Here is a 24,254-nt window from a genome sequence, read left to right as displayed (position 1 = left end):
TCGGTGGACGCGGGGTCAGAGTTCCGCCGCCCGCACGTCGGCTTCGCCGCCGGCCACGGCGGCGCGCAGGTCCCGGGCCAGCGCCGGGATCCGCTCGGCGCCCAGCCGCGCCGACGGCGCCGAGACCGTCAGCGCCGCCACGGCCGATCCGGCGGCGTCGTGCACGCACATCCCCACCGCGCACACACCGGTTTCGGTCTGCTCACGGTTCACCGCGTAGCCCTGAGCCCGCACGGATCTCAGCTCGCGCAGCAGCGAACGCCACTGCCGGTCGGGCAGCACCGCCGCGGCCTGGCCGGGGCGGTAGAGCTGTTCCAACCGCTCGCGGTCCAGCTCGGCCAGCAGCGCCTTGCCCCCGGACGACAGGTGCGCGGGCAGGATCGTGCCGCGCCGGTCGCCCACGTGCAGCAGCTGCGCCGACTCGACGCTGGCCAGGAAACGCGCCTGCGCGCCCACCCTGACCACCAGGTTCACGGTCTCCTGCACGCGTTCGCACAGCGCGTCCATGTGCGGCAGCAGCACGGTGCGCAGCAACTGGTTCGGCTGCCCGGCCACGTGCGCGGCGGCCAGCGCCGGGCCCGGCACGTAGGTGCGCCGGTCGTCCTGGATGGCGAAGTCCCGGTACACCAGCATGGACAGCAGGCGGTGCGCGGTCGACCGGGCGATGCCCAGTTCCTCCGCCGCCTCGCTGACCCGCAGCGCGCCCTGGTCGCGGAGCATCTGCACCAGCAGCAGCGCGTTGTCGACCGAGGCGAGCGGGTACGGCGGTTTGTTCTTCACACCGGAATTCTAGAGGTTCCGCTACCGGCACCGCCGCGCACAACGAGCCCAAAGACAGGCACTCAGCGGCCGTCTCGGCTCCGGGGATCCCCTCCTCATGTACCCGTCCGTGCCTGGACCGGCGGGTCGTATGCTCGAACGGCACGAACACGTCAAAGGCGGAAGGTGGAAGTGCATGGCGCCGCAGCCGTGCGTGCTGCTCAAGCACGGTGAGATCGCGATCAAGGGCCGCAACCGCGGCACCTTCGAGCGGCACCTGCTGCGCAACCTGACACGCGCCGTCACCGAGGTCGACCCGCGGGTGCACGTCGAACGGCGCTCGGGAGTGGCGGTGCTCACCACCTCCGGTCCGATCGACGAACTGGTCGAGCGGGCCCGGGAAGTGATCGGGATCAGCGTCGTGCAGCCGGGCGTGCGGGTGTCCAAGGACCCCGAGGACGCGGCGCGCGCCGCCGTGCGGATGCTGCGCGAGCGCTTCGGCGGCGACGTCCGCCGGTTCGCCATCCGCGCGCGGCGCCGGGACAAGGGTTTCCGGATGACCTCCTCCCAGGTCGCCGCGCACATCGGGCAGCATGTGTGCGATCGGCTGGGGTGGCCGGTGGACCTGGACGATCCGGAGGTCGAGGTCGTCGTCGAGGTCGACTGGCGGGAGATCTTCGTGTCCGTCGAGCACCTGCGCGGCCAGGGCGGCCTGCCGGTCGGGTGCAGCGGTCACGCGCTGTCGCTGCTGTCGGGCGGCTACGACTCCCCGGTCGCCGCGTACCGGATGATGCGGCGCGGGCTGCGCTGCGACTTCGTGCACTTCACCGGCGCGCCGTTCACCGGTCCGTCCTCGACGTACAAGGCTTACGCGCTGGTGCGCCGGCTCAGCCGGTTCCAGGCCGACTCGCGGCTGCACGTGGTGCCGGTCGGCAAGGCGCAGCGCGCGCTGGCCACCGCCGGGGCGGGGCAGCTGCAGATCGTCGCGCAGCGGCGGCTGTTCGTGCGGGTCGCCGACGAGCTGGCCCGGCGGCTCGGGGCGCGGGCGCTGATCACCGGGGACAGCCTCGGCCAGGTGTCCAGCCAGACGCTGAGCAACATGGCCACCACCGAGCAGGCCAGTTCGCTGCCGATGCTGCGCCCGCTGGTGTCCTGGGACAAGGAGGAGATCATCGCCGAGGCCCGGCGCATCGGCACCTACGACATCTCGGTGCTGCCGGACGAGGACTGCTGCAGCCTGATCATGCCGCCGCACGTGGCGACCCGGACCACGACCGAACAGCTGAGCAAGGTCGAAACCCGCGTCGGCGTCGACGACCTGGTCTCCCAGGTGCTGTCGAACGTGCAGGTCATGGAGGTCGAAGGGGCTTCGGCGCCGGTCGCGAGCTGCGAGGCGGTCACCCGCTGACCCGCACCAGCGCGGGCCGCAGCAGGCGGCCGCGCAGCCGGTAACCGGGCCGCAGCACGGCGGTGACCACGGGTCGCGCGCGGTGCAGGGGCACCACCGGGTCGTGCTCGGCGGCCTGGTGCTCATCCGGGTCGAACTCCGCGCCGAGCGGGTCGACGGTGCTCAGCCCCTCGGCGGCGAGGCTGTCCAGCAGCTGCCGGTGCACCGGTCCGAAGGTCTCCGGGGCGTGCCGGGCGCCCAGCTCCAGGGTGTCCAGCACCGGCAGCAGGCGGCGGATCACGTCCTCGGCGGCGCGGTCGAGGTGTGCGGTCTGCTCGCGCAGCATCCGCTTGCGGTAGTTGTCGAACTCGGCGGCCAGCCGCCGCAGCGCGTCCAGGTACTCGTCGCGTTCGGCGCGCAGCCGTTCCGCGTCCCCGGTCCCGGTCGCCGGGCGTTCGGGACCGGTGGGCGCGTCGACCGGGCGCGGCCGGTGGCCGCCGAGCACCGGCACGAAGGGCAGTGGCAGGCGCGTGCGGTCCATGCCCCGGTCAGTCCTTGCCGCGCTCCTCGTCGTCGACGACCTCGGCGTCGACCACGTCCTCACCGCCGGAACCACCGGTGTCCCCCGTGGTGGCCCCGGTGTCGGTGCCGGTGGCCTGCTTGCCGTACATCGCCTGGCCGATGGCCTGGGACCGGGCCGCCAGGTCGTCCATGGCCGAGCGGACGCGGGCCACGTCGTCGCCCTTGAGGGCCTCGTTGACCTCCTTGATCGCGGCCTGCACCTGTTCGCGGGTGTCCGCCGGGATCTTGTCGGCGTTGTCGGTGAGGACCTTCTCGGTCTGGTAGACCAGCGTCTCGGCCTGGTTGCGGGTCTCCGCCTCCTCGCGGCGCTTCTTGTCCTCCTCCGCGTGGACCTCGGCGTCCTTGACCATCCGGTCGATGTCCTCCTTCGGCAGCGCCGAACCACCGCTGATCTTGATGGACTGCTCCTTGCCGGTGCCGAGGTCCTTGGCGTTGACGTGCACGATGCCGTTGGCGTCGATGTCGAAGGTGACCTCGATCTGCGGCACGCCGCGCGGCGCCGGCGGGATGCCGGTCAGCTCGAAGCTGCCCAGTTTCTTGTTGTGCGCGGCGATCTCGCGCTCGCCCTGGAAGACCTGGATCTGCACCGAGGGCTGGTTGTCGTCGGCGGTGGTGAAGGTCTCCGAGCGCTTGGTCGGGATCGTGGTGTTGCGCTCGATGAGCTTGGTCATGATCCCGCCCTTGGTCTCGATGCCCAGCGACAGCGGGGTCACGTCCAGCAGCAGGACGTCCTTGACCTCACCGCGCAGCACACCGGCCTGCAGGCTGGCGCCCACGGCCACGACCTCGTCCGGGTTGACGCCCTTGTTCGGCTCCTTGCCGCCGGTCAGCTCGCGCACCAGGTTCGTCACCGCGGGCATCCGCGTCGCCCCGCCCACCAGGACGACGTGGTTGATGTCGGCGACCTTGATGCCCGCGTCCCGCACCGCGTTGTGGAACGGCTTGCGGCAGCGCTCCAGCAGGTCGGAGGTGATCCGCTCGAACTCGGCCCGGGACAGCGTCTCGTCCAGGAACAGCGGGTTCTTGTCCGCGTCGACGGTGATGTAGGGCAGGTTGATGCTGGTCTGCGACGACGCCGAGAGTTCGATCTTGGCCTTCTCCGCGGCTTCCTTGATCCGCTGCATGGCCATCCGGTCCTTGGTCAGGTCGATCCCGTGCGACGCCTTGAACTTGTCGACCAGCCACTCGACGACCCGCTCGTCCCAGTCGTCACCACCGAGGTGGGTGTCCCCGGAGGTCGCCTTGACCTCCACGAGCCCCTCGCCGACTTCGAGCAGCGACACGTCGAAGGTGCCACCACCGAGGTCGAAGACCAGGATGGTCTGCTCCTTCTCGCCCTTCTCCAGGCCGTAGGCCAGCGCGGCCGCCGTCGGCTCGTTGATGATCCGCAGCACGTTCAGGCCGGCGATCTGACCGGCCTCCTTCGTCGTCTGGCGTTGCGAGTCGTCGAAGTAGGCGGGAACGGTGATCACCGCGTCGGTGACCTCCTCGCCCAGGTAGCTCTCCGCGTCCCGCTTGAGCTTCATCAGCACGCGGGCGCTGATCTCCTGCGGCGTGTACTGCTTGCCGTCGATCTCGACCTTCCAGTCGGTGCCCATGTGCCGCTTGACCGACCGGATGGTGCGGTCGACGTTGGTGACCGCCTGGTTCTTCGCCGGCTGCCCCGTGAGCAGGTCACCGTTCTTCGCGAACGCCACCACCGACGGCGTGGTCCGCGAACCCTCCGAATTCGCGATCACCGTGGGCTCGCCGCCCTCCAGCACGGCGACCACCGAGTTCGTGGTCCCCAGGTCGATGCCAACCACGCGCCCCATCACGCACTCCTCTCCGACCGGCCCGGTCACGAGCCGGTTCCGCGAGGCCCCTCGACCTCAGTATGGGAAACCCCGCCCGAGGCGTCCACCTGGTCGTGAACAGGGCGAACGCCAGCCCGACACCGACCGTCCACAGCGGACCCGAGAGCGAAGATCGGGGAAGTGGTGGGAAAATCACTTGCCGACCGGGCTAATTGCTCGCTGCTGCCACCCGGATGCCGAACCCGATCAGCACGACACCCGTGACCCGCTCCAGCGCCCGTCGCACGCCGGGTCGTTCGAACACCGACCGGGCGCGGTGCAGCAGGTAGACGTACCCGGCGAGCCACGCGGAGGTCAGGACGGCGTGCAGCAGCACGAGCAGCGCCATGCCCAGCGCCGGGGGAACACCGCTCGGCGCCAGCGTCGGCAGCAGGCTGGTGTAGAACACCGCGATCTTCGGGTTGAGCACGTTGCTGACCAGACCGGTCCGCCACGGCCCGCCCGAGACCCGCCTGCCCGGTTCCGCCGCCACCGGGGCGCCGCGGCGGCTCCGCCACAGCGCCTGCGCACCGAGGAACAGCAGGTACGCCGCGCCCAGCACCTTCACCACCAGGTACGCCTCCGCGGAGGCGGCGAGCACCGCGGCCAGCCCGGCGACGGTCAGCACGCCCCAGACGAGCAGTCCGGCCGCGATCCCCCCGGCGGTCCGCAACCCGTCGGCCCAGCCGGACGACACCGCCCGCTTCGTCACCACGGCCATGTCCGGGCCGGGCACGACCGTCAACAACGCCAGCACGCCCACTGCCACCATCAACTGCGCGAACACCGCCCCAGTCTGGTGCGCGGGACGCCGCAGAGCGTTATGACGACGACCACGTTCGACGGGAAGGTCCCTCCCGCTGATCGTCCGGGTGGCATCCTCGGCGCATGGGCGTTGAGCGACAGATCGTGGCGTCGGGGTCCCCGCTGGAGCCGCGGATCGGGTTCTCGCGGGCGGTGCGCGCCGGGAACCAGGTGGCCGTGGCCGGGACCGCGCCGATCGCCGAGAACGGTTCCACGGCGGCCCCCGGGGACGTGCACGGCCAGACCGTGCGGTGCTTCGAGATCGCCGAGCGGGCGCTGGCCGAGGCGGGTGCTTCGCTGGGCGACGTGGTGCGCACGCGGATCATGCTCACCGACATCGCGCGGTGGGAGGAGGCGGCGCGGGCGCACGGCGAGCTGTTCGCCGAGGTGCGGCCCGCGTGCACGTTCGTCGAGGTGTCGCGGTTCGTCGACCCGGAGTGGCTCGTCGAGGTCGAGGTGGACGCCGTCATCGGCTGATCAGCCGCCGGGCAGCACGAGCGGCGGCGGGTGCGGGACCGGGTCCGGGACCGGGGCTCGTGGGGCGTTCTGCGAGCCCCGGACGCTGATCGGGCTGTCCGGTGGCTCGGCGCAGCGCAGGTCGGTGTTCGTCGGGCCCGGACTGGTGTCGCTGCCCGTGCGCCGCGGGGTGCCCTCGTAGCCGCGGGTGCAGGCGATCGGGTTGAAGAAGTTGAAGACCAGGCCGAGGTGACCGCGGCCGTCCGGGGACACCGAGTGCGAGAACGCCGAGACCACCGGGAGCGCGACCAGGGTCTGCTCCAGCGCGGGACGGCGGACCTCGGTGATCTTCATGGTGGTGAGCATGTTGGCGACCACCACGCCGAAGTCGGTGCCGGTGTCGCGCAGCAGGCCGTCCACCTCGCGACCGGCGGTCGGCGCGTTGCGGATCAGTCGGCGCAGGTCGGGGTCGGACCGCTTGAGCTGGTCGGACAGGTCCCGGATGCCGCTGCTGAACGATTCGATGTGCTCGGCCTGGTCCTGCTGGGTGCGCAGCACGACGTCGCTGTTGTCGAGCAGGCCGGTGGTCTGCGGCAGGTGCTGCTGCGCCGTGCGGGTCACCGACCCGGTGGCGTCCAGCAGGCGTTGCAGGTCGCCGCCGGTGCCGTTGAAGGCGGTGCCCACCTCGTCGACGACGGTGCGCATGTCGTCGACGGGGACGCTGGAGACCAGGCGGTCCAGGTTGAGCAGCAGCGACTCCGGTGCGGGCGGGGTTTCCGAGCGGTCCTGCGGCAGGACCGCTCCGGCCGCGAGGTAGGGGCCCCGGTCGTCGCCCGGCCGCAGGTCGAGGTACTGCTCGCCGACCGCGGAGCGGTTGGCGACCACGGCGCGCGCCGACGCCGGGATCGGCGGGGCGGAGTCGTCGATGTGCAGCTCGGCGGCCATGCCGGTGCGCGTCAGGCGCATGTCCGAGACCCGGCCCACGGCGACCCCGCGGTAGGTGACCTCGGCGTTGGTGAACAACCCGCCGGAGTCGGGCAGTTCGGCCGTGACGGTGTAGCCGCTCGCTCCGACGAACCGGTCCAGCCCGGCGTAGCGAGCACCGGTGTAGCCGATGCCGATGACCGCGATCACCAGGAACAGCCCGAGCCGCACCTTGGTCTTGCGGCTGAACATCACCGACCACCTCCCAGCGGCAGCGGCAGCGGTAGCCCCGGGGCCTGCGGTGTCGGGGACTGCGACTCCGGGGGCGTGCGCCCCGGCTGCTGACCGGTCTTGGACTGGCCGGAGTCGGACAGGCCCGGGATGGGGATCAGCGGCCCGGACGAGCGCGCCAGGTTCTGCACGATCGAACTCAGGTCCAGGTCGAAGCGGACGTCGGCGTTGACGAAGTCGCCCTTGAGCGGCTTCATCGCGTACTCCGGGAACGGGTAGGTGGCCAGGTACCCGATCGCGGCGGGCAGCTGGGTCCCGGTGTCGGCGAGCTTCTGCAGCGTCGGCCCGAGCGCCCGCAGGTCGCCGACGAGGTCGTCGCGGCTCGCGTCGACGGTCCGCACCGCCACCCCGGACAGCTGGTCCAGGGCCTGGAGCATGCCGACGAGCTGGCCGCGCTGGTCGTCCAGGACCTTCAGCCCCGGGCCGAGGTCGTCCAGCGCGTTGGCCACCTGACCGGTCTGCCCGCGCAGCGTCCCGGACAGCCGGTTCAGCGCGTCGATGGCGCGGGTGATGTTCGCCCGCTGGGCGTCCAGCCGCGTCACGGTCTCGTCGAGATCGCCCAGCAGCGAGCGGATCTGCGCCTCGTTGCCGGTGAACGCGTGGTTGAGCTCCCGGACGATGTCCTGCAGCTGGCCCACTCCCCCGCCGTTGAGCAGCATCGACAACGCGCCGAGGACCTCTTCCACCTGCGGGTTGCGGTTGGTGCGCTCCAACGGGATGACCGCGCCGTCGCGCAGTTCGCCGCGCGCGGGCCGGCCGGTCGGTGCGGCGAGTTCGACGAACTTCTCACCGAGCAGGCTGGACTGGCGCAGCCGGGCGTCGGCGTTCGCGGGCAGCCGCACGTCGCCGTTGACCGCCATGGTGACCACTGCCGTGGTGTTGTCCCGGCTGAGGTCGATGCGCTCCACCCGGCCGACGGCGACGTCGTTGACCTTGACGCTGTTCTGCGGCACCAGGTCCAGCACGTCGGCGAAGCGCGCGGTGACCCGGTACGGGTGCGGCCCGAGGTCGGCGCCGCCGGGCAGCGGCGCGTTGTAGAGACCGGAGAAGCCTCCCGTGCCGCAACCGGATGCGAGCAGCACGGCGAGCAGCGCGGCGGCGAGGCGGATCACGGGTGTCCCTCCGCTTTCCGGGACTCCTCGACCAGCGGCAGCGGCAGCGGCGGCGCCTTGCCCTGCTGGAGGTAGTACATCGTCTCGCCGACCGACGGGAGTTTGAGCGCGCCGTCGATCATCGGCGCGAGCTTGTCGCAGGCGTCCTTGAGCGCCTGCGGAACCGGTTCCGGCGTGCTGTTCTCGACGAGCTTGCACACCATGAGCACCGGCGGGAAGGTCAGCTCGTTGAGCTGGCCGTGCACGGCGACGGTGCCGGAGGCGGCGTCGTAGGCGTTGAGGAAGTTCGTCGCGCCGAGCGGGGCGAGGTCGAGCACTTCCGACAGCGCCTTGCGCTGGTCGACCAGGGCCTGCGTGACACCGGTCAGGTTGTGCACGTTGGACGAGACGAGCTGCCTGTTGTCCTTGATGAACCGGGACACCTCGTCCAGCGAGACGGACATCGAGCTGAGCGCGGCGGCCATGTCCTGCCGGTCGCGGGCGAGGAACCCGGTCACGTCGTCGACGCGCCCGGAGAACTCGCGGATCTGCTGGTCGCTGGCGGCCAGCGTCGCGGTGAACTTGTTCAGGTTGTCCACTGTGGAGAACAGGTCGCCCTGGTTGTCCTGCAGCGTGCCCGCGAGGTCGCCGAGCTGCTTGATCGTGGTGTTGAGGTCCTTGCCGTTGCCGCGCAGCGCCCCCGCCGTGCTGCCGATGACGTCGGACAGCGCGCCGTCGCGGTTGGCGCCGTCCGGGCCGAGCGCCTGGGCGAGCGCGTTCGCGCTGCGGTAGAGGTCGTCGAGTTCGGCGGGCGTGGCGGTGCGGTCGCGGCCGAGGACGGCGCCCGAGGCCAGTTCCGGGCCGCCGGAGTAGGCCGGGGTGAGCTGCACGTAGCGGTCGCTGACCAGGCTGGGCGCGACGACGACCGCCTTGGCACCGGCGGGGACCCTGGTGCCGTCGTCGACGTGCATGTCCACCTGGACGGTGCCGCCCCGGGGTTGCACGCGGTCGATCGTGCCGACCTTGACGCCGAGGACCCGCACGGCCGAGCCGGGGTACAGGCCCACGGCGCGGTCGAAGTAGGCGGTGATCCGCGTTCCAGCGCCGGAGAACAGCCACCACAGGCCGGCGGTGACCACCAGCAGGAGCGCGATGCCGAGGCCGAGCAGGCGCGGCCGGGTCATCCTCCACCACCTCCGATCGGGCGGGTCGGGACCGGGACCTCGCAGGACTTGGTGTTGGTCTGCAGCGGACCGGCGTTGATGGGCGGCGGGAACAACCCGCACAGGTAGCCGTCGAACCAGCGACCGTTGCCGACGGTGTTGTTGAAGCCGCGCACGTAGGGCGCCATGGCGGCGATGGTGCGCGCGAGGTTGTCCTGGTTGCGCTTGAGCATGTCGGTGAGCCGGTTGAGCTGGTCGAGCGCGGGCGTGAGCTGCTGCTGGTGGTCGGCGACCAGCCCGTGCAGCTGCCCGGCGAGCTGCTGGGTGCCGGTGAGCAGCGAGTCGATCGCGGCGCGGCGCTGCTGGAGCTCGGACAGCAGCAGGTTGCCGTCGTCGATCAGCCGCCGCACCTGGTCGTCCCGATCGGCGACGACCTTGCTGACCCCGCTGGTGTCGTGCAGCAGCTGGGCGAGTTGCTGGTCCCGCGAGGCGATGGTCTGCGAGAGCCGGGAGAGCCCGTCGACGGCCTGGCCGACGGGGGCGCCGCGCATGCTCTGGGACAGCACCCGGAAGCTGTCCGCCAGCTTGCCGGTGTCGAGCTGCTCGGTGGTGTGGGTGAGCTGGGTGAGCGCGTCGGGGATGTCGAACGGCGAGGTGGTGCGGGAGACCGGGATCGGCCCGTCGAGTTCGCCGCGCCCTTCCGGCCGCAGCGAGAGGAACTTCTCGCCGAGCAGCGTCTTGATCTGGATGTCCGCGCGGGTGCGGTCGCCCGGTGGCGAACCGTCCACTGTGAACGTGACGAGGACGCGGTTGCCTTGCAGGGACACGTCTTTCACCTCGCCGGTGCGGACCCCGGCGATCTGCACGTCGTTGCCGGGTTCCAGACCGGCGGACTCGGTGAAGTACGCCGAGTAGGTCCGCTCGCCCAGCACCGGCAGGTCCTTGGCGAAGAAGGCCACCGCGGTCGCGGTGCACAGCAGCACCACGGCCACCACTCCGACCAGCGCCTGGTTTCGCTTGCGCAGCGGTTTCACGACGACTTGCACCTCTCGGGCATCTGCGAGGCCGGCAACGGGATGATCGGGACCTCGACGCCCAGCTGCGAGATGCCGACCTTGCCGGAGATCCGGCACATGTAGAAGTTGAACCAGCTGCCGTAGCTGACGGTGCGGGTGAGCGCGCTGAGCCGACCCGGCGTGGTCTGCAGGTCGTGTTCCAGCTTGGGTTGCTGGGAGTTGAGCAGCCGGGTCAGCCGGTCGAGCTGGGCGACGTCGTTCTTCAGCGGCGGCCGGGCCTGTTCGAGCAGTCCCGAGGTGGTGCGGCTGAGTTCGCCGAGCGAGTCGATGGTGTCCCCGATCGGCTTGCGCTCCTGGGCGTAGCCGCTGGCGAGGTTCTGCAACGCCCCGATGAGTTCGCCGAGTTGGGGCCCCCGGTCGTTGACGGTGCCCAGGACCGCGTTGAGGTTGTCGATGACCTGGCCGATCACCTGGTCCCGCTGGGCGATCGTGGAGGTCAGCGAGGCGGTGTGCGCGAGCAGGCTGTCGACGGTGCCGCCTTCGCCCTGCAGGACCTGCACGATCTCCCCGGCGAGCTGGTTGACGTCGCGCGGCGAGAGCGCCTGGAACAGCGGTTTGAAGCCGTTGAACAACGCGGTCAGGTTGAGCGCGGGCCGGGTGCGCTGGAGCGGGATCTCCCCGCCGGGCGGCAGCACCTCGCGCGGGTCGCGCAGCGGTGCGTCCAGCGCCAGGTAGCGCTGCCCGGCCAGGTTGCGGTACTTGACCGCGGCCGAGGCGTCGCGCGGCAGCGACCGGTCGGCGTCGAGGTCGAAGGTGACCAGGGCGTCCCGGCCGTCGGCGACCTCCAGGCCGGTGACGCGGCCGACCCGCACCCCGGCCATCCGCACGTCGTCGCCGGCCTGCAGGCCGGAGGCGTCGGCGAACCGGGCGCGGTAGCTGTGGCCGGAGCTGGACGACGACGCGGCGATGGTCATCGCCAGCACTCCGGTCAGCAGGATCGTGACGGCGGCGAAGATCGACAGCTTCACCAGCGGGGACGCCACGGACCTCATCGCAGGTTCACCTCCGTTCCGCGGTAGACCGGGCCGACCAGCAGGCCGCTCCAGTTCGGCACCTCGCGGGCCGGCACGCCCAGCTGCGGAGCCATCAGCGCCCCGATCAGGTGCTGTTCGGCGGGCGAGTTCGCCACCGGCGCCGCCTGCGGGGCCGGCGCCGCCTGCGGGCTGGTGGTGGCCGGTGGCGCCCACGGGAAGACCTGGTCGCGCGGCGGGGCCGGGAAGGTGGAGCCGTCCTGCACCGGACCGCCGGGCGGGTACTGCGGGAAGGTCTTCGGCGGTTCGACGAACGGGTAGCAGCGCGGGCCGCGCCGGTCGAGGTAGCGGGGCGTGTCGATGCCGGGCCGGTACTTGCCGCGGCTGCCGGTGATCTCGATGGTGAACTTGGCGATGTCCGGGGTGTCGGTGCCCTTGCCGAACGACCTGTCCGCGATGGGGATGGCGGCGGCGAACTGGTTGAGCATGCACGGGTACTCCGGCGCGTACTCGGCCAGCAGGTCCAATGTGGACAGGGAGGTGCCGGAGAGCCGGATCAGGTTGTTCCCGTTGGTGTCGAGGAAGCTCTTGAGGTTCGCGGAACTGCCGGTGAGCGTGCCGAACATGTCGCCGAGGGCGGCGCGCTGCTCGACCAGGGTCCGGCTGGTCGTGGTGAGGTCGTCCAGTGCCCGCGCCAGGTCCGGCGCGACCCGGTCGTAGGTGTCGGCGACGTCGGAGACGCGGGAGAGCACCAACTCCAGCCGCGGCAGCGACGGGTTGATGCGCTGGAGGTAGTCGTCGAGCTGCACCAGCGTGTCGCCGAGCTGCGCGCCGCGGCCGTCGAGCGCCTGCGACACGGCGTGCAGCGTGGTCGCGACCTGGTCGGGTCGCACGGCCTGCAACACCGGCATCAGGTCGCCGAGGACCTGTTCGATCTCGATCGCCGAGGAGCTGCGGTCCTGCGGGATGACGTCCCCGGCGGCCAGCGGGTGCGGCTGCGGGTCCGGCGGGATCTCCAGGGCCACGTAGCGCTCGCCGAACAGCGTCTTCGGCAGCAGCCGGGCGGAGACGTTGGCCGGCAGCATGTCCACCCGGTCCGGGCGCAGCGCGAGGTCCAGCACGGCGTGACCGCCGCTGGCGTGGACCGCGCTGACCTCCCCGACGACCACGCCGCGCGCCTTGACGTCCGAGCCCACCCGCATCTGGTTGCCGATCCGGTCGGTTTGCAGCCGCACCGCGACGACCGGGGTGAACGCCTTGCGGTAGGAGGCGATCGTGCCCGCGAAGAACAGCGCGGCGACGACGAGGAACGCCACGCCGAGCACCTGGTAGCGACGCCTGCCGCGGGTGGTGATCATCCGGCGATCCGCACGGTCGTCGTGGAGCCCCAGATGGCCAGGCTCAGGAAGAAGTCCAGCACCGCGACCAGCACGATCGAGGTGCGCACGGCCCGTCCCACCGCCGTGCCGACCCCGGCGGGGCCGCCGCTGGCGGTGTAGCCGTAGTAGCAGTGCGTGAGGATCACCGCGATGCTGAACAGGATCACCTTGCCGAACGACCACAGCACGTCCTGCGGCGGCAGGAACAGGTGGAAGTAGTGGTCGTAGGTGCCCGCCGACTGGCCGTAGAAGTAGACCGTGATCTGCCGCGACGCGAAGTAGGAACCGAGCAGACCCACCACGTACAGCGGGATGACCGCGGCGATCCCGGCCAGCACCCGGCTGGTCACCAGGTAGGGCACGCTGCGCACGCCCATCACCTCCAGCGCGTCGATCTCGTCGGAGATGCGCATCGTCCCGAGCTGGGCGGTGAACCCGCAACCGACGGTCGCCGACAGCGCCAGCCCGGCCGACAGCGGCGCGACCTCGCGGGTGTCGAAGTAGGCGGCGACGAAACCGGTCAGCGCCGAGGTGCCGAGCTGGTTCAGCGAGGAGTAGCCCTGCAGGCCGACGACCGCGCCGGTGCACACGGTCATGCCGACCATGACGCCGAGGGTGCCGCCGATGACGGCCAGCCCACCGCTGCCGAACACGACCTCGGTGAGCAACCGCGCCGTCTCGCGCGGGTAGCGGCGCAGCGTCAGCGGCGCCAGCGCGAGGGCGCGCAGGTAGAACGACAGCTGCCAACCGAGGCCGGCGAGCGCGTCCCCGGGGCGCCTCAGTCCGTTGTGGACCTTGCGGCGCACCGGGGTGGGCGCGGCGGCGGGCGGGTCGATGACGGCCATGCGGATCACAGCCCCTTCGGCGGCACCAGTTGCAGGTAGATGCCGGTGAGCAGCAGGTTGATCAGGAACAGCAGCAGGAACGTGATCACCACGGCCTGGTTGACCGCGTCGCCCACCCCCTTCGGACCGCCCGCGGGGTGCAGTCCGCGGTAGGCGGCGACGACCCCGGCCACGAACCCGTACAGCAGCGCCTTGATCTCGCTGATCCACAGGTCCGGCAGCTGCGCGAGCGCGTTGAAGCTGGCCAGGTAGGCGCCCGGCGTGCCGCCCTGGAGCACCACGTTGAAGAAGTAGCCGCCGAGCACGCCGACGACGCTGACCATCCCGTTGAGCAGCAGCGACACCCCGACGGCACCGATCACGCGGGGCACGATGAGCCGCTGGACGGGCGAGACGCCCAGCACCTCCATCGCGTCGATCTCCTCGCGGATGGTGCGGGCGCCGATGTCGGCGCACACCGCCGATCCGCCCGCCCCGGCCACCAGCAGCGCGGTGATCAGCGGACTCGCCTGCTGCAGGATCGCCAGCGCGCTGGCGGCTCCGGTGAACGACTGGGCGCCGATCTGCTGGGTCAGGGAGCCGAGCTGCATCGCGATGACCGCGCCGAACGGAATCGCCACCAGTGCGGTGGGCAGGATCGTGACGCTGGCGAAGAACCACGCCTGCTGGATGGTCTCCCGCACCTGGAAGGGTCGCCGCGGGGTCGCCCGCAGCACGTCCCAGCCCAGCGAGGCCATCCGTCCGACGTGTCCGAACGCCGTCTGGAGCCCGTCGCGCGCCTTCATCTCCCAGACCTCTCCTCACGCCAGGGAATGCGTTGCCGTGGCACCTCCGTCCGCCACGAATTCCGCGCCGGTGCAGTAGGAACTGCCGTCAGAAGCCAGGAACGCCACCAGCTCGGCGATCTCGTCGGGCCGGCCCACCCGGCGCAGCGCGACGCGCTTGCCGATGGCGTCCAGCGGCACCTCGCCACCCGCTGCGTCGTGGATCATCCGGGTGTCGATGACGCCCGGGTGCACCGAGTTGACCCGGATGCCCTTCGCGCCCAGTTCCACGGCGGCGACCTTGGTCATGCCCCGGATGGCGAACTTGCTGGCGGTGTAGGCCACCAGCATCGGCATCCCGGCGATTCCCTCCACTGAGGACACGTTGACGATGGAGCCGCCGCCGTCGGACATCGCCGGGACCACCGCGCGCATGCCCAGGAACGTGCCGGTCTGGTTGATCCGCACCACCCGCTCGTAGTCGGCGAGGCTGGTGTCGGCCAGTTCCGAGAAGTGCAGCACCCCGGCGTTGTTGACCAGCACGTTGACCCGGCCGAAGGCTCCGGCGGCGCGGACCGCTGCCGCCCAGTCCTCCTCGGAGCCGACGTCGAGGTGCCGGTAGGCGGCGGCGTCACCGAGTTCGGCGGCCAACGCCTCGCCCTGCTCGTCGGCCACGTCGCCGATCAGCACCCGGGCGCCCTCGGCGACGAACCGCCGCGCCGCCGCGGCACCCTGGCCGCGCGCGGCCCCGGTGATGATCGCGACCTTGCCCCGCAGCCTCATTCCCCTCCTTCCGCCGTGCGTCCTACCGCGGCGTGCGCGCGGTCCCCGGTCGGAGCCCGGGGTGTGGCAAGCGGCGACAGCCGCTTTCTCTTTCGGCGAGTACGCAAGCAACCGGCACCGCCACGCACAGCACTACCGCAACACTCCCTAGATCATCTCGTCGCCGAGCGGGAGCAGGACGGTTTTGAGCTCGGTGTACGCCTCGAAGGCGCTCCGCCCGCCCTCGCGGCCCAGGCCGGACTCCTTGAACCCGCCGAACGGCAGGTGCGGTTCGACGTTGAAGCCGTTGATCCCCACCGTTCCGGTGCGGATCCGCCTGGCCACCCGGAAAGCCCGCTTGGCGTCCGATGTGTACAGTCCGGCGCCGAGGCCGTACTCGGAGTCGTTGGCCATCCGCACCGCGTCGTCCTCGTCGTCGAACGGCACCACCGACAGCACGGGCCCGAAGATCTCCTGCTGGGCGATGGTCATCGCGTTGTCCACGTCGGCGAAGATCGTGGGCTGCACGAAGTGGCCCGCCGCGAGGTCCCCGTCCGGCCGTCCGCCGCCGGTCACCAGCCGGGCGCCCTCCTGCTGGCCGCGTTCGATGAAACCCACCACGCGGTCCAGCTGCTTGGCGTTGATCAGCGGACTGGACAGCACCGCGGGGTCGAACGGGTCGCCGTAGGTCACCGATCCGGCGATCATCTCGGCGGCGCCGACGAACTCGTCGTAGGCGTCGCGGTGCACCAGGGCGCGGGAGTGCGCGACGCACGCCTGCCCGGACAGCCCGAGCGTGACCATGCCCATCGTGGTCATGCCCGCCAGGCCGACGTCGGCGTCGGGGAACACGATCGCCGGGCTCTTGCCGCCGAGTTCCAGCGACACCCGCTTCATCGTCCCCGCCGACGCCTCGACGATGCGCCGGCCGGTCTCGCGGCTGCCGGTGAAGCTGACCTTGTCCACCATCGGGTGGGTGATCAGGGCCTCGCCGGTCGGGTCGCCGGGGCCGGTCACGACGTTGACCACGCCCTCGGGAACTCCGGCCTCCAGCAGCAGTTCCACCATCCGCAGCACGCTGAACGTCGCGTACTCGGAGGGTTTGAGCACCACGGTGCACCCGGCGGCCAGCGCGGGCGCGAGCTTCTGGGCGAACAGCAGGAACGGCGCGTTCCACGGCAGGATCGCGGCGACCACGCCGACGGGTTCGCGGAACGTCATGGCCAGGTGGTCGCCGCCCTGGTACGGCGGCAGGGTGTCGCCGCCCGCCTTGTCGATCCAGCCGGCGTGGTGGTCGAAGACGTCGGCGGCGATGTCGACCGAGGCCGCGTAGACGGTGCCGAACGACAGCGGCACGCCGTTGTCCAGCGCCTGCAACGCGCGCAGTTCGTCGGCGTGCTCGCGCAGCAGGTCGGAGCAGCGGCGCAGCAGGCGGCAGCGTTCCCCGGCGCGCATCGACGGCCACGGGCTCTCGTCGGAGACGCGGCGCGCGGCGCGGACCGCGGCGTCGACGTCCTCGGCGCCGGCGACCGCGAAGGTGCCGACCTCCTCGCCGGTGGCCGGGTGGTGGTGGGTCCAGGTGCTCGCGCCCTGCCGCCACTGGCCGTCGACCAGCAGCAGTCCCTCCTTGAGCGCGGCGTCGTCGCGGTGCTGCCGCACGGTGAGCGTCATCGGTCCTCCTTCGTCACGGCAGGTTCATCAGTTCGTCGCTGGCGAAGGTGCGCTGCGGATCGCGGTCCGCGAAGTAGCCGCCGACCGCGCGCTCCAGCTCCTCCTCCGTCCACAGCGGACCGTCGGTGTCGAACCGCTGCTCGACCGCGGGCGCGGACATCAGCGCGATCATGCCGCTGTGCACGACGAAGACCTGCCCGTTGATGTCGCGGGCACCGGGCCCGGCGAGGAACGCCACGAACGGCGCGACGTGGTCGGTCGACAGCGGGTCGGTTCCGGTTTCGGGTGCCGGGCCGAAGACGTCGGCGGTCATCGACGTCCGCGCCCGCGGGCAGATGGCGTTGGCGCGCACGCCGTAGCGGGCCAGCGCCCGCGCGGTCGAGACGGTCAGCGCCGCGATGCCGGCCTTGGCGGCGGCGTAGTTTGGCTGCCCGGCCGCGCCGAGCAGGAACGCCTCGGAGGCGGTGTTGACGACGCTGCCGGAGTTCTCACCGGTCTGCTTGTGCCGGTCGCGCCAGTGGGCGGCGGCGTTGCGGGAGAGCAGGAAGTGCCCGCGCAGGTGCACGCGGATGACGTCGTCCCACTCCCGGTCGGTCATCTTGAACAGCATCCGGTCGCGCAGCACGCCCGCGTTGTTGACCAGGACGTGCAGCCCGCCGAACCGCTCCACGGCGGTGGCGGTGATCCGGTCGGCGACGGCCGCCTCCGACACGTCGCCCACCACCGCGGTGGCCCTGACGCCCAGTGCGACGGCCTCGTCGACGACCGCGTGCACGTCGTCGGAGACGTCGGCCAGCACCAGGTCCGCTCCGGCGCGGGCCAGTGCCAGCGCTTCGGCGCGTCCCAGTCCGGCACCGGCCCCGGTGACCACCGCGACCCGGCCGTCCAGGCTCGAACTGCCCTGCACCCGAACCCTCCTCAGTCGAACGTGACGATCTGCCGCACGACCGAACCGGCGGACTTGCGCAGCACGGCCAGACCGTCGTTGATGTCGTCCAGGGGCAGCCGGCGGGAGATCATGCCCTCCAGGTCGAGCCGCCCGGCGCGCCAGAGGTCCAGCATCCGCGCGGTGTCCCGGCGCGGGTCGGAGGAACCGTAGAACGAGGGCAGGATCCGCTTCTCGTTGATGAACAGCTCCTGGGCGGTGAACTCCACCTTCTGCTCGGGTCCCCCGGCTCCGACGATCACCACGTCGCCGCCGCGCCGGACCGCGTCGTAGGCGCTGCGGATGGTGCCCGCCAGGCCGACCACCTCGAAGGCGCAGTCGAAACCGCGCCCGCCGGTGACTTCCTGGCTCACCTCGGCGAGCCCGTCGGGCGTGGTGGTGTGCGTGGCGCCGAACCGCTTGGCGGCCTCGTGCTTGTCGGTCACCGGGTCGACGGCGACGATCTGCGCCGCCCCGGCCAGGCGCGCGCCCTGGATGACGGAGATGCCCACCCCGCCGCAGCCGACCACGACCACAGTGGACCCGGGCTTCAACTCGGCGGTGTTGAGCACCGCTCCGACGCCGGTCAGCACTCCGCAGCCGACCAGCGCGCCGATCTCGAACGGCACGTCGGGGTCGATGCGGTTGGCGCCGACGGCGGGCACCACGACCTCCTCGGCGAAGGCGCCGCACCCGCCGAAGCCGAACGCCGGTTCGCCGTCGACCTCGAAACGCGGTGAGGTGAACGCGGCGACCGTGTGCACCTCGCACAGATTGGGCTGCCCGCCCAGGCAGTACGCGCACCGCCCGCAGGGCGGCACGAACGACAGGACCACCCGGTCCCCGGGGGCGAGGTCGGTGACGTGGTCGCCGACGTCGACGACCTCACCGGCGCCCTCGTGCCCCATCACGCCCGGCGCCAGCGCCGGGAGACCTCCGTTCATCGCCGAGACGTCGCTGTGGCAGATCCCGGCGGCCCGGATCCGGACCCGGACCTCGTCCGGCCCCGGAGGCGTGGTCGCGGCGTCCGCCCGGACGTCCAGCTCCTCGTCACCGATCTGCTTCAGCACCGCTGCCTTCACCGGCGTCACCTCACCGAGATCGCCTCGCTCCGCTGCGAGGACTGTAGCGCGGAACACACTAGAACTTGTTCTCGTTAATGGGCAAGACCCGAACGAGTTTCCCGCCATCAGCCGGAATTTTTCGGACATCTTCCCTGCAACCCGTTGCAGTCGGTCATTCCGGCTGGGGTCCGACCGCCGTTGCCCACCCAACGACTCGGCGCCGGACGTGTCACTGCTCCATTTGGCGGCGTTCCGGTCCGGCCGCAACGGAATGGAACTCGTTCCACCGCATTCGACGCCACCGCGTTCCCGTTGACCGAGAGCGGGAACCTCGACCGGTGCGCACCCGGGGATCTACTGTTCATGGAACACGTTCCACATCGGCTCGGGAGGGATGCATGCGCATCGCCTACACGCCCCGGCAGGAGCAGCTCCGCCAGGAGTTGCGGGCGTACTTCGGCCGGATCATGACGCCGGAGCTGCGCGCGGAGCTCGCCGCGCACGGCGACTACGGCGACGGCGCCGCCTACAAGCAGCTGGTCCGGCGGATGGGCGCCGACGGGTGGTTGGCGCTCGGCTGGCCCGAGGAGTACGGCGGGCAGAACCGGAGCATGCTCGACCAGCTCATCTTCACCGACGAGGCCGCGATCGCCGGCGCCCCCGTGCCGTTCCTGACGCTCAACAGCATCGCGCCGACGATCATGCGGTACGGCACGCCGGAGCAGAAGGCGCACTACCTGCCGAAGATCGCAGCCGGGGAGATCCACTTCGCGATCGGCTACTCCGAACCCGAGGCGGGCACCGACCTGGCGTCGCTGCGCACCACCGCGGACCGCGACGGCGACCACTACGTCGTCAACGGGCAGAAGATGTGGACCAGCCTCATCCAGTACGCCGACTACGTGTGGCTGGCGTGCCGCACCGACCGCGAGGCGCGCAAGCACCGCGGGCTGAGCATCCTCGTCGTGCCCACCGACTCGCCCGGCTTCTCCTGGACCCCGGTGCACACCGTGGCCGGGCCGACCACCAGCGCCACCTACTACCAGGACGTGCGCGTCCCGGCGTCCGCGCTGGTCGGCACCGAGAACGAGGGGTGGCCGCTGATCACCAACCAGCTCAACCACGAGCGCGTCGCGCTGACCTCCGCGGCTCCGCTGCAACTGGCGCTGCGCGAGGTGCGGGACTGGGCGCAGCGGACCCGGCTGACCGACGGTCGGCGGGTGATCGACCAGGAGTGGGTGCAGCACCACCTCGCCCGGGTGCACGCCGGGGCCGAATTCCTCAAGCTGATGAACTGGAAGATCGCCTGGACCGCCGAGCAGCAGCCCGCGCCGGCCGCCGCCTCGGCCACCAAGGTCTTCGGCACCGAGTTCGCCACCGACGCGTACCGGCTGCTCATGGAGGTGCTCGGCACCGCCGCGCACGTGCGGGACGGCTCGCGCGGCGCCGTGCTGCGCGGGCGGGTCGAACGCATGCACCGCTCGTCGCTGATCCTCACCTTCGGCGGCGGGACCAACGAGGTGCAGCGCGACATCGTCGCCGCCGTCGGACTCGGACTACCCGCCGCCAAGCGCTGAGGAGCCGTCGTGGATTTCTCCTTCACCGAAGCCCAGCAGGACCTGTCCGCCCTGGCCCGGGAGATCCTGGCCGACCGGGCGACCAACGAGCGGCTCCGCGAGGTCGAGCGCGGACCCGACCGGTTCGACCGTTCACTGTGGACGGAACTGGCGAAGGCCGACGTGCTGTCCGCGGCGCTGCCGGAAGCGGTGGGCGGCGGCGGTTTCGGGCTGCTGGAGCAGTGCGAAGTGCTCGTCGAGCTCGGCCGGGCCGTGGCGCCCGTGCCCTACCTCGCCTCGATCGTGCTGGGCGCCTCGACGCTGGCCCGCTTCGGTTCCGCCGAGCAGCGGGCGTGGGCCGAACGCGCCGGGCGCGGCGAGGTGGTGCTCACCGCCGCGCTCGCCGAGGAGGGCAATCCCGACCCGCTGCGCCCGGCCTGCCGCGCGGAACGCGCCGGCGACGGCTGGGTGCTGTCCGGTTCGAAGACCGGGGTGCCCGCCGGTCCGGTCGCCGACCTCGTGCTCGTCCCGGCCACCACACCGGACGGTCCGGGCGTGTTCCTCGTGGAGCCCGCGCGGATCGCGGTGGAACGGCAACGCGTCGTCGACTCCGACAGCGAGGCGTGGCTCGACCTCGACGGGGCCGAGCTGTCCGCCGACGCCCTGCTCGGCGGCGCGGACGTGCTCGACTGGCTGCACACCCGCGCCACGGTCGGGCTGTGCGCGGCGCAGCTGGGCGTGGCGGAACGGGCGTTGGAGCTGACCGCCGGGTACGCGCGGGAACGCGAGCAGTTCGGCCGGGCGATCGGGAGCTTCCAGGCCGTGGCCCAGCGGTTGGCCGACGCGTTCGTGGACGTGGAGGCGATCCGGTTGACGCTGTGGCAGGCGGCGTGGCGCGCGGCGGAGGGACTGCCGTGCGCCGAGGAGGTCGCCACGGCGAAGTTCTGGGCCGCCGAGGGCGGGCACCGGGTCGCGCACACCGCCGTCCACGTGCACGGCGGGGTCGGCATCGACATGGACCACCACGTGCACCGCTACTTCGTCGCCGCCAAGCGCAACGAGTTCTCCCTCGGCGGCGCGAGCGCCCAGCTCGGCAGGCTCGGCGCCCTGTTGGCGGAGTCGGCATGACCCCGACCGTCGCGGAACTGCTGCTGGCCCGCGCCGACGACGACAGCCCGGGGCTGCTGTTCGAGGACCGCCGCTGGTCGTGGGCCGAGCACGTGCTGTGCAGCCGCCAGTACGCCTCGCTGCTGCGGTCGCTGTGCGTCACCGGGCGCCCGTTCCACGTCGGCGTGCTGCTGGACAACGTGCCGGAGTTCTCGTTCCTGCTGGGCGGGGCCGCGCTGTCCGGGGCGGTGCTGGTCGGGCTGAACCCGACGCGGGGCGGCGCGGCGCTGGCCCGCGACGTGCGGCTGACCGACTGCCAACTGGTCATCACCGACCGCGACCTGCCGGACGACCTCGGCGTTGCCGTGCTGGGGATCGGCACGCCGCGGTGGAACCGGCTGCTCGCCGAGCACACCGGTGCCCGCCCCGCCCCGGCCCCGGTCACCGCCGACGACCTGTTCGCGCTGGTGTTCACCTCGGGCACCGGCGGTGATCCGAAGGCCGTGCGGTGCACCCACGGCAAGATCGCCTTCCCGGGGCGGATGCTCGCCGACCGGTTCGGCCTGACCGGCGACGACGTCGCGTACGTGTCGATGCCGATGTTCCACTCCAACGCCCTGATGGCGGGCTGGGCGGTCGGGCTCGCCGCGGGCGCGGCCATCGCGCTGCGCCGCCGCTTCTCCGCTTCCGGTTTCCTGCCCGACGTGCGGCGCTTCGGCGCCACCTACGCCAACTACGTCGGCAAACCGCTGTCCTACGTGCTGGCCACCCCCCGACGGCCGGACGACGCGGACAACCCGTTGCGGCTCGCGTACGGCAACGAGGGCGCCGAACGCGATCTCGCCGCGTTCGGCGAGCGGTTCGGCTGCCTGGTCGTGGACGGCTTCGGCTCCTCGGAGGGCGGTGTGGCGGTGCAGCGCACCCCGGACACCCCGCCCGGCGCGCTGGGCCGCGCCACCGACGGCGTGGCCGTGCTCGACCCGGACACCGGACGTCGGTGCCCGCCCGCGCGCTTCGACGCCGATGGCCGCCTGGCCAACCCGGACGAGGCGGTCGGCGAACTGGTCAACACGACCGGGCCGGGCTGGTTCGCGGGCTACTACAACGACCCGGAGGCCGACGCGGAGCGGATGCGCGACGGCATGTACTGGAGCGGCGATCTCGGCTACGTGGACGAGAACGGGTTCTGCTACTTCGCGGGCCGTTCCCAGGACTGGCTCCGCGTGGACGGCGAGAACCTGGGCACCGCACCGATAGAGCGGGCCCTGCTGCGCCACCCCGACGTCGTCGAGGCCGCGGTGTACGCGATCCCGGCCCCGGACGTCGGCGACCAGGTGATGGCCGCGTTGCGCACCACGGACGCCTTCGACCCGGCGAGGCTGGGCGAATTCCTGTGCTCCCAGCGGGATCTCGGCCCCAAGCAGTGGCCCGCCTACGTCCGCCTCGTCGACGACCTCCCCCGCACCCCGACCCACAAGGTCCTCAAACGCCACCTGGCCGCCGAAGCCCTCGACACCGACGACCCGGTGTGGCGGCGATGCTTCGGCACCGACGACTACACCCGGCTCACGGATTGACCGCAGAGGACGGACGGCGGCCCGCGCGAGGCTCGTTCCCCCGCGCGGGCCGCCGTCGAGTTCAGCGACTCTCCCTGAGTTTGTCGAGGTGATCGAGGGTTTCGTCGAGCTCGGTCAGCAGGTCGGCGAAGACGTCCGCGACGGGCCGGACTTCGTTCATCCGCCCGACGATCTGCCCGACGGGCATCGACACCACCTCCGGGTCGCCGGAGCGGGTGATGCGTTCGTGCGCCTCGCTGACCAGGATGTTCTGCAACGGCATCGGCAGCGGTTCGGGGGCATCGGGCTGCTGCCACGCCTCGGTCCAGCGGGTTTTGAGCAGCCGCGCGGGTTTCCCGGTGTAGATGCGGGAGCGCACCGTGTCGGACGAGCCCGCGGACAGCAGTGCGCGCTGCGTCGCGGTGTCCCCGGCGGTCATCTTGTACTCGCTGGTCGTCAGCCAGTAGGAGCCCATCCAGGCGCCGGAGGCGCCGAGCGCGAGCGCGGCGGCGACCTGCCGCCCGGAGCCGATGCCGCCGGCGGCGAGCACCGGAACCCGGTGCCCCACGGCGTCGACGATCTCCGGCACCAGCACCATGGTCGCGATCTCCCCGGTGTGCCCACCGGCCTCGTGCCCCTGCGCCACGACGATGTCCACACCGTTGTCGACGTGCCGTCGCGCGTGTTCGCCCTTGCCCGCCAGCGCCGCGACGGGGATGCCGTGCTGGTGCACCTGCTCGATCACGTCCACCGGCGGCGACCCGAGCGCGTTGGCGACCAACCGCACCGGATGCCGCAGCGCGACGTCCACATGGGACCGTGCGACCGAGTGCAACCAGCCGAGCACGCCGGAATTGCGCCGCTGTTCGTCGGGGAGTTCGGGAACGCCCAGCTCCTCCAGGGTGCGGCGGACGAAGGCGCGGTGTTCGGGCGGGATCAACTTGTCCAGGTCGACCGAGGTGCCCTCGGTGGGGATCTTGGCGGGCATGACGATGTCCACGCCGTAGGGCTTGCCGTCGGTGTTGCGGTCCATCCAGTCCAGCACCGAATCGAGTTCGTCGGCGTCGTTGAACCGGACGCAGCCCAGCACGCCGAGCCCGCCCGCCCGGCTGATCTCGGCGGCGACGTGCTCGGACGGGGTGAAACCGACGATCGGGTGCTGGATGCCCAGCTTGTCGCACAGGGTCGTTCGCATGGCGTGTCCTCACGTGCCTGTCGGTGAACTTGCTCCTGGGTGGGCGGCAAGCGGCGTGAGCCGCTTTCTCTTTCGGTGAGTGGTCTCGCCA

22 protein-coding genes are annotated in these 24,254 nt (G+C 71.7%); 5 read left to right on the top strand and 17 right to left on the bottom strand.

The genetic code is table 11. The annotated features are described in order from the left end of the window. Positions 1–15: 15 nt before the first annotated feature. On the bottom strand, positions 16–780 hold the full coding sequence (locus tag NV263_RS09075; RefSeq protein WP_263252153.1) for an IclR family transcriptional regulator: 765 nt from the start codon (positions 778–780) through the stop codon (positions 16–18). A gap of 175 nt (positions 781–955) precedes the next feature. On the opposite strand from NV263_RS09075, the gene thiI reads away from it, so the two are divergent. Beyond that, positions 956–2,167: a tRNA uracil 4-sulfurtransferase ThiI gene (gene thiI, locus NV263_RS09070; RefSeq protein WP_263252151.1), complete on the top strand. Its 1,212-nt coding sequence runs from the start codon at positions 956–958 to the stop codon at positions 2,165–2,167. Here the strand turns inward: thiI and NV263_RS09065 are convergent. The 3 genes from NV263_RS09065 to NV263_RS09055 form a co-directional block, all read right to left on the bottom strand. Further along, positions 2,157–2,687 carry a nucleotide exchange factor GrpE gene (locus NV263_RS09065; protein ID WP_263252149.1) on the bottom strand — a complete coding sequence of 177 codons (531 nt, stop codon included), beginning with the start codon at positions 2,685–2,687 and terminating at the stop codon, positions 2,157–2,159. The two genes, thiI and NV263_RS09065, sit on opposite strands and share 11 nt — an antisense overlap. A gap of 7 nt (positions 2,688–2,694) precedes the next feature. After that, positions 2,695–4,542: a molecular chaperone DnaK gene (dnaK, locus tag NV263_RS09060; protein ID WP_263252147.1), complete on the bottom strand. Its 1,848-nt coding sequence runs from the start codon at positions 4,540–4,542 to the stop codon at positions 2,695–2,697. Between the two features lie 190 nt (positions 4,543–4,732). Continuing rightward, positions 4,733–5,350, bottom strand: coding sequence for a LysE family translocator (locus tag NV263_RS09055; protein ID WP_263252145.1), 618 nt, complete (start codon positions 5,348–5,350; stop codon positions 4,733–4,735). Between the two features lie 101 nt (positions 5,351–5,451). Here NV263_RS09055 and NV263_RS09050 point away from each other — a divergent pair, with 101 nt between their 5' ends. Further along, positions 5,452–5,844 carry a RidA family protein gene (locus NV263_RS09050; RefSeq protein WP_263252144.1) on the top strand — a complete coding sequence of 131 codons (393 nt, stop codon included), beginning with the start codon at positions 5,452–5,454 and terminating at the stop codon, positions 5,842–5,844. Here NV263_RS09050 and NV263_RS09045 read toward each other — a convergent pair whose 3' ends face one another. The 12 genes from NV263_RS09045 to NV263_RS08990 all read right to left on the bottom strand — a co-directional run bounded on the left by NV263_RS09045 (position 5,845) and on the right by NV263_RS08990 (position 18,767). After that, positions 5,845–6,999 carry an MCE family protein gene (locus NV263_RS09045; protein ID WP_263252143.1) on the bottom strand — a complete coding sequence of 385 codons (1,155 nt, stop codon included), beginning with the start codon at positions 6,997–6,999 and terminating at the stop codon, positions 5,845–5,847. Beyond that, a complete protein-coding gene (locus NV263_RS09040) occupies positions 6,999–8,150 on the bottom strand; it encodes an MCE family protein (RefSeq protein WP_263252141.1) in 1,152 nt (383 codons plus the stop codon). Before NV263_RS09040 ends, NV263_RS09045 begins: the two co-directional genes overlap by 1 nt. Beyond that, complete coding sequence (locus NV263_RS09035; RefSeq protein WP_263252139.1) at positions 8,147–9,313, bottom strand: MCE family protein; 1,167 nt, start codon at positions 9,311–9,313, stop codon at positions 8,147–8,149. Before NV263_RS09035 ends, NV263_RS09040 begins: the two co-directional genes overlap by 4 nt. After that, positions 9,310–10,338, bottom strand: a complete 1,029-nt coding sequence (locus NV263_RS09030) for an MCE family protein (protein ID WP_263252137.1) — start codon at positions 10,336–10,338, stop codon at positions 9,310–9,312. Before NV263_RS09030 ends, NV263_RS09035 begins: the two co-directional genes overlap by 4 nt. Next, positions 10,323–11,360, bottom strand: a complete 1,038-nt coding sequence (locus NV263_RS09025) for an MCE family protein (RefSeq protein WP_263252135.1) — start codon at positions 11,358–11,360, stop codon at positions 10,323–10,325. The genes NV263_RS09030 and NV263_RS09025 overlap by 16 nt, the downstream gene beginning before the upstream one ends. Further along, entirely contained in the window at positions 11,357–12,697 is a 1,341-nt protein-coding gene (locus NV263_RS09020; RefSeq protein WP_263252133.1) for an MCE family protein, read from the bottom strand. Before NV263_RS09020 ends, NV263_RS09025 begins: the two co-directional genes overlap by 4 nt. Next, positions 12,694–13,563, bottom strand: a complete 870-nt coding sequence (locus NV263_RS09015) for an MlaE family ABC transporter permease (protein ID WP_263252131.1) — start codon at positions 13,561–13,563, stop codon at positions 12,694–12,696. Before NV263_RS09015 ends, NV263_RS09020 begins: the two co-directional genes overlap by 4 nt. A gap of 5 nt (positions 13,564–13,568) precedes the next feature. Next, entirely contained in the window at positions 13,569–14,348 is a 780-nt protein-coding gene (locus NV263_RS09010; RefSeq protein ID WP_263252130.1) for an MlaE family ABC transporter permease, read from the bottom strand. 15 nt (positions 14,349–14,363) lie between these two features. Continuing rightward, positions 14,364–15,110 (bottom strand): glucose 1-dehydrogenase, encoded by a 747-nt coding sequence (locus NV263_RS09005; protein WP_263252128.1) that lies wholly within the window; start codon positions 15,108–15,110, stop codon positions 14,364–14,366. Between the two features lie 147 nt (positions 15,111–15,257). Next, the gene (locus NV263_RS09000; RefSeq protein WP_263252126.1) at positions 15,258–16,760 is read right to left on the bottom strand and encodes an aldehyde dehydrogenase family protein; all 1,503 of its coding nucleotides are present in this window, start codon (positions 16,758–16,760) and stop codon (positions 15,258–15,260) included. A gap of 13 nt (positions 16,761–16,773) precedes the next feature. Continuing rightward, positions 16,774–17,667 (bottom strand): 3-oxoacyl-ACP reductase, encoded by an 894-nt coding sequence (locus NV263_RS08995; RefSeq protein WP_263252124.1) that lies wholly within the window; start codon positions 17,665–17,667, stop codon positions 16,774–16,776. A gap of 11 nt (positions 17,668–17,678) precedes the next feature. After that, a complete protein-coding gene (locus NV263_RS08990) occupies positions 17,679–18,767 on the bottom strand; it encodes a Zn-dependent alcohol dehydrogenase (RefSeq protein ID WP_263252122.1) in 1,089 nt (362 codons plus the stop codon). A gap of 380 nt (positions 18,768–19,147) precedes the next feature. Here NV263_RS08990 and NV263_RS08985 point away from each other — a divergent pair, with 380 nt between their 5' ends. The 3 genes from NV263_RS08985 to NV263_RS08975 are packed head-to-tail and all read left to right on the top strand — an operon-like array spanning position 19,148 to position 22,989. Further along, positions 19,148–20,326, top strand: coding sequence for an acyl-CoA dehydrogenase family protein (locus NV263_RS08985; RefSeq protein ID WP_263252120.1), 1,179 nt, complete (start codon positions 19,148–19,150; stop codon positions 20,324–20,326). Positions 20,327–20,335: 9 nt separating this feature from the next. Beyond that, positions 20,336–21,433 carry an acyl-CoA dehydrogenase family protein gene (locus NV263_RS08980; protein ID WP_263252119.1) on the top strand — a complete coding sequence of 366 codons (1,098 nt, stop codon included), beginning with the start codon at positions 20,336–20,338 and terminating at the stop codon, positions 21,431–21,433. Continuing rightward, the gene (locus NV263_RS08975; RefSeq protein ID WP_263252117.1) at positions 21,430–22,989 is read left to right on the top strand and encodes a long-chain-fatty-acid--CoA ligase; all 1,560 of its coding nucleotides are present in this window, start codon (positions 21,430–21,432) and stop codon (positions 22,987–22,989) included. Before NV263_RS08980 ends, NV263_RS08975 begins: the two co-directional genes overlap by 4 nt. Positions 22,990–23,050: 61 nt before the next feature. On the opposite strand, the gene NV263_RS08970 is transcribed toward NV263_RS08975, so the two are convergent. Beyond that, positions 23,051–24,163 carry an NAD(P)H-dependent flavin oxidoreductase gene (locus NV263_RS08970; protein ID WP_263252116.1) on the bottom strand — a complete coding sequence of 371 codons (1,113 nt, stop codon included), beginning with the start codon at positions 24,161–24,163 and terminating at the stop codon, positions 23,051–23,053. Positions 24,164–24,254: the final 91 nt, after the last annotated feature.

It is taken from the genome of Saccharopolyspora rosea (genome assembly GCF_025643595.1).
Classification (GTDB): Bacteria; Actinomycetota; Actinomycetes; order Mycobacteriales; family Pseudonocardiaceae; genus Saccharopolyspora; species Saccharopolyspora rosea.
The sequence above is the reverse complement of the archived record's forward strand: the minus strand, read 5'-3'. Positions and strand labels throughout refer to the sequence as shown.

Coding starts and splice junctions, on each gene's coding strand:
- NV263_RS08970 (WP_263252116.1), bottom strand. CDS start 24,163: ATGCGAACGACCCTGTGCGACAAGCTGGGCATCCAGCACCCGATCGTC.
- NV263_RS08985 (WP_263252120.1), top strand. CDS start 19,148: ATGCGCATCGCCTACACGCCCCGGCAGGAGCAGCTCCGCCAGGAGTTG.
- dnaK (WP_263252147.1), bottom strand. CDS start 4,542: ATGGGGCGCGTGGTTGGCATCGACCTGGGGACCACGAACTCGGTGGTC.
- NV263_RS09015 (WP_263252131.1), bottom strand. CDS start 13,563: ATGGCCGTCATCGACCCGCCCGCCGCCGCGCCCACCCCGGTGCGCCGC.
- thiI (WP_263252151.1), top strand. CDS start 956: ATGGCGCCGCAGCCGTGCGTGCTGCTCAAGCACGGTGAGATCGCGATC.
- NV263_RS09000 (WP_263252126.1), bottom strand. CDS start 16,760: ATGACGCTCACCGTGCGGCAGCACCGCGACGACGCCGCGCTCAAGGAG.
- NV263_RS09035 (WP_263252139.1), bottom strand. CDS start 9,313: ATGACCCGGCCGCGCCTGCTCGGCCTCGGCATCGCGCTCCTGCTGGTG.
- NV263_RS09025 (WP_263252135.1), bottom strand. CDS start 11,360: ATGAGGTCCGTGGCGTCCCCGCTGGTGAAGCTGTCGATCTTCGCCGCC.
- NV263_RS09050 (WP_263252144.1), top strand. CDS start 5,452: ATGGGCGTTGAGCGACAGATCGTGGCGTCGGGGTCCCCGCTGGAGCCG.
- NV263_RS09005 (WP_263252128.1), bottom strand. CDS start 15,110: ATGAGGCTGCGGGGCAAGGTCGCGATCATCACCGGGGCCGCGCGCGGC.
- NV263_RS08975 (WP_263252117.1), top strand. CDS start 21,430: ATGACCCCGACCGTCGCGGAACTGCTGCTGGCCCGCGCCGACGACGAC.
- NV263_RS09045 (WP_263252143.1), bottom strand. CDS start 6,999: ATGTTCAGCCGCAAGACCAAGGTGCGGCTCGGGCTGTTCCTGGTGATC.
- NV263_RS09020 (WP_263252133.1), bottom strand. CDS start 12,697: ATGATCACCACCCGCGGCAGGCGTCGCTACCAGGTGCTCGGCGTGGCG.
- NV263_RS09010 (WP_263252130.1), bottom strand. CDS start 14,348: ATGAAGGCGCGCGACGGGCTCCAGACGGCGTTCGGACACGTCGGACGG.
- NV263_RS09065 (WP_263252149.1), bottom strand. CDS start 2,687: ATGGACCGCACGCGCCTGCCACTGCCCTTCGTGCCGGTGCTCGGCGGC.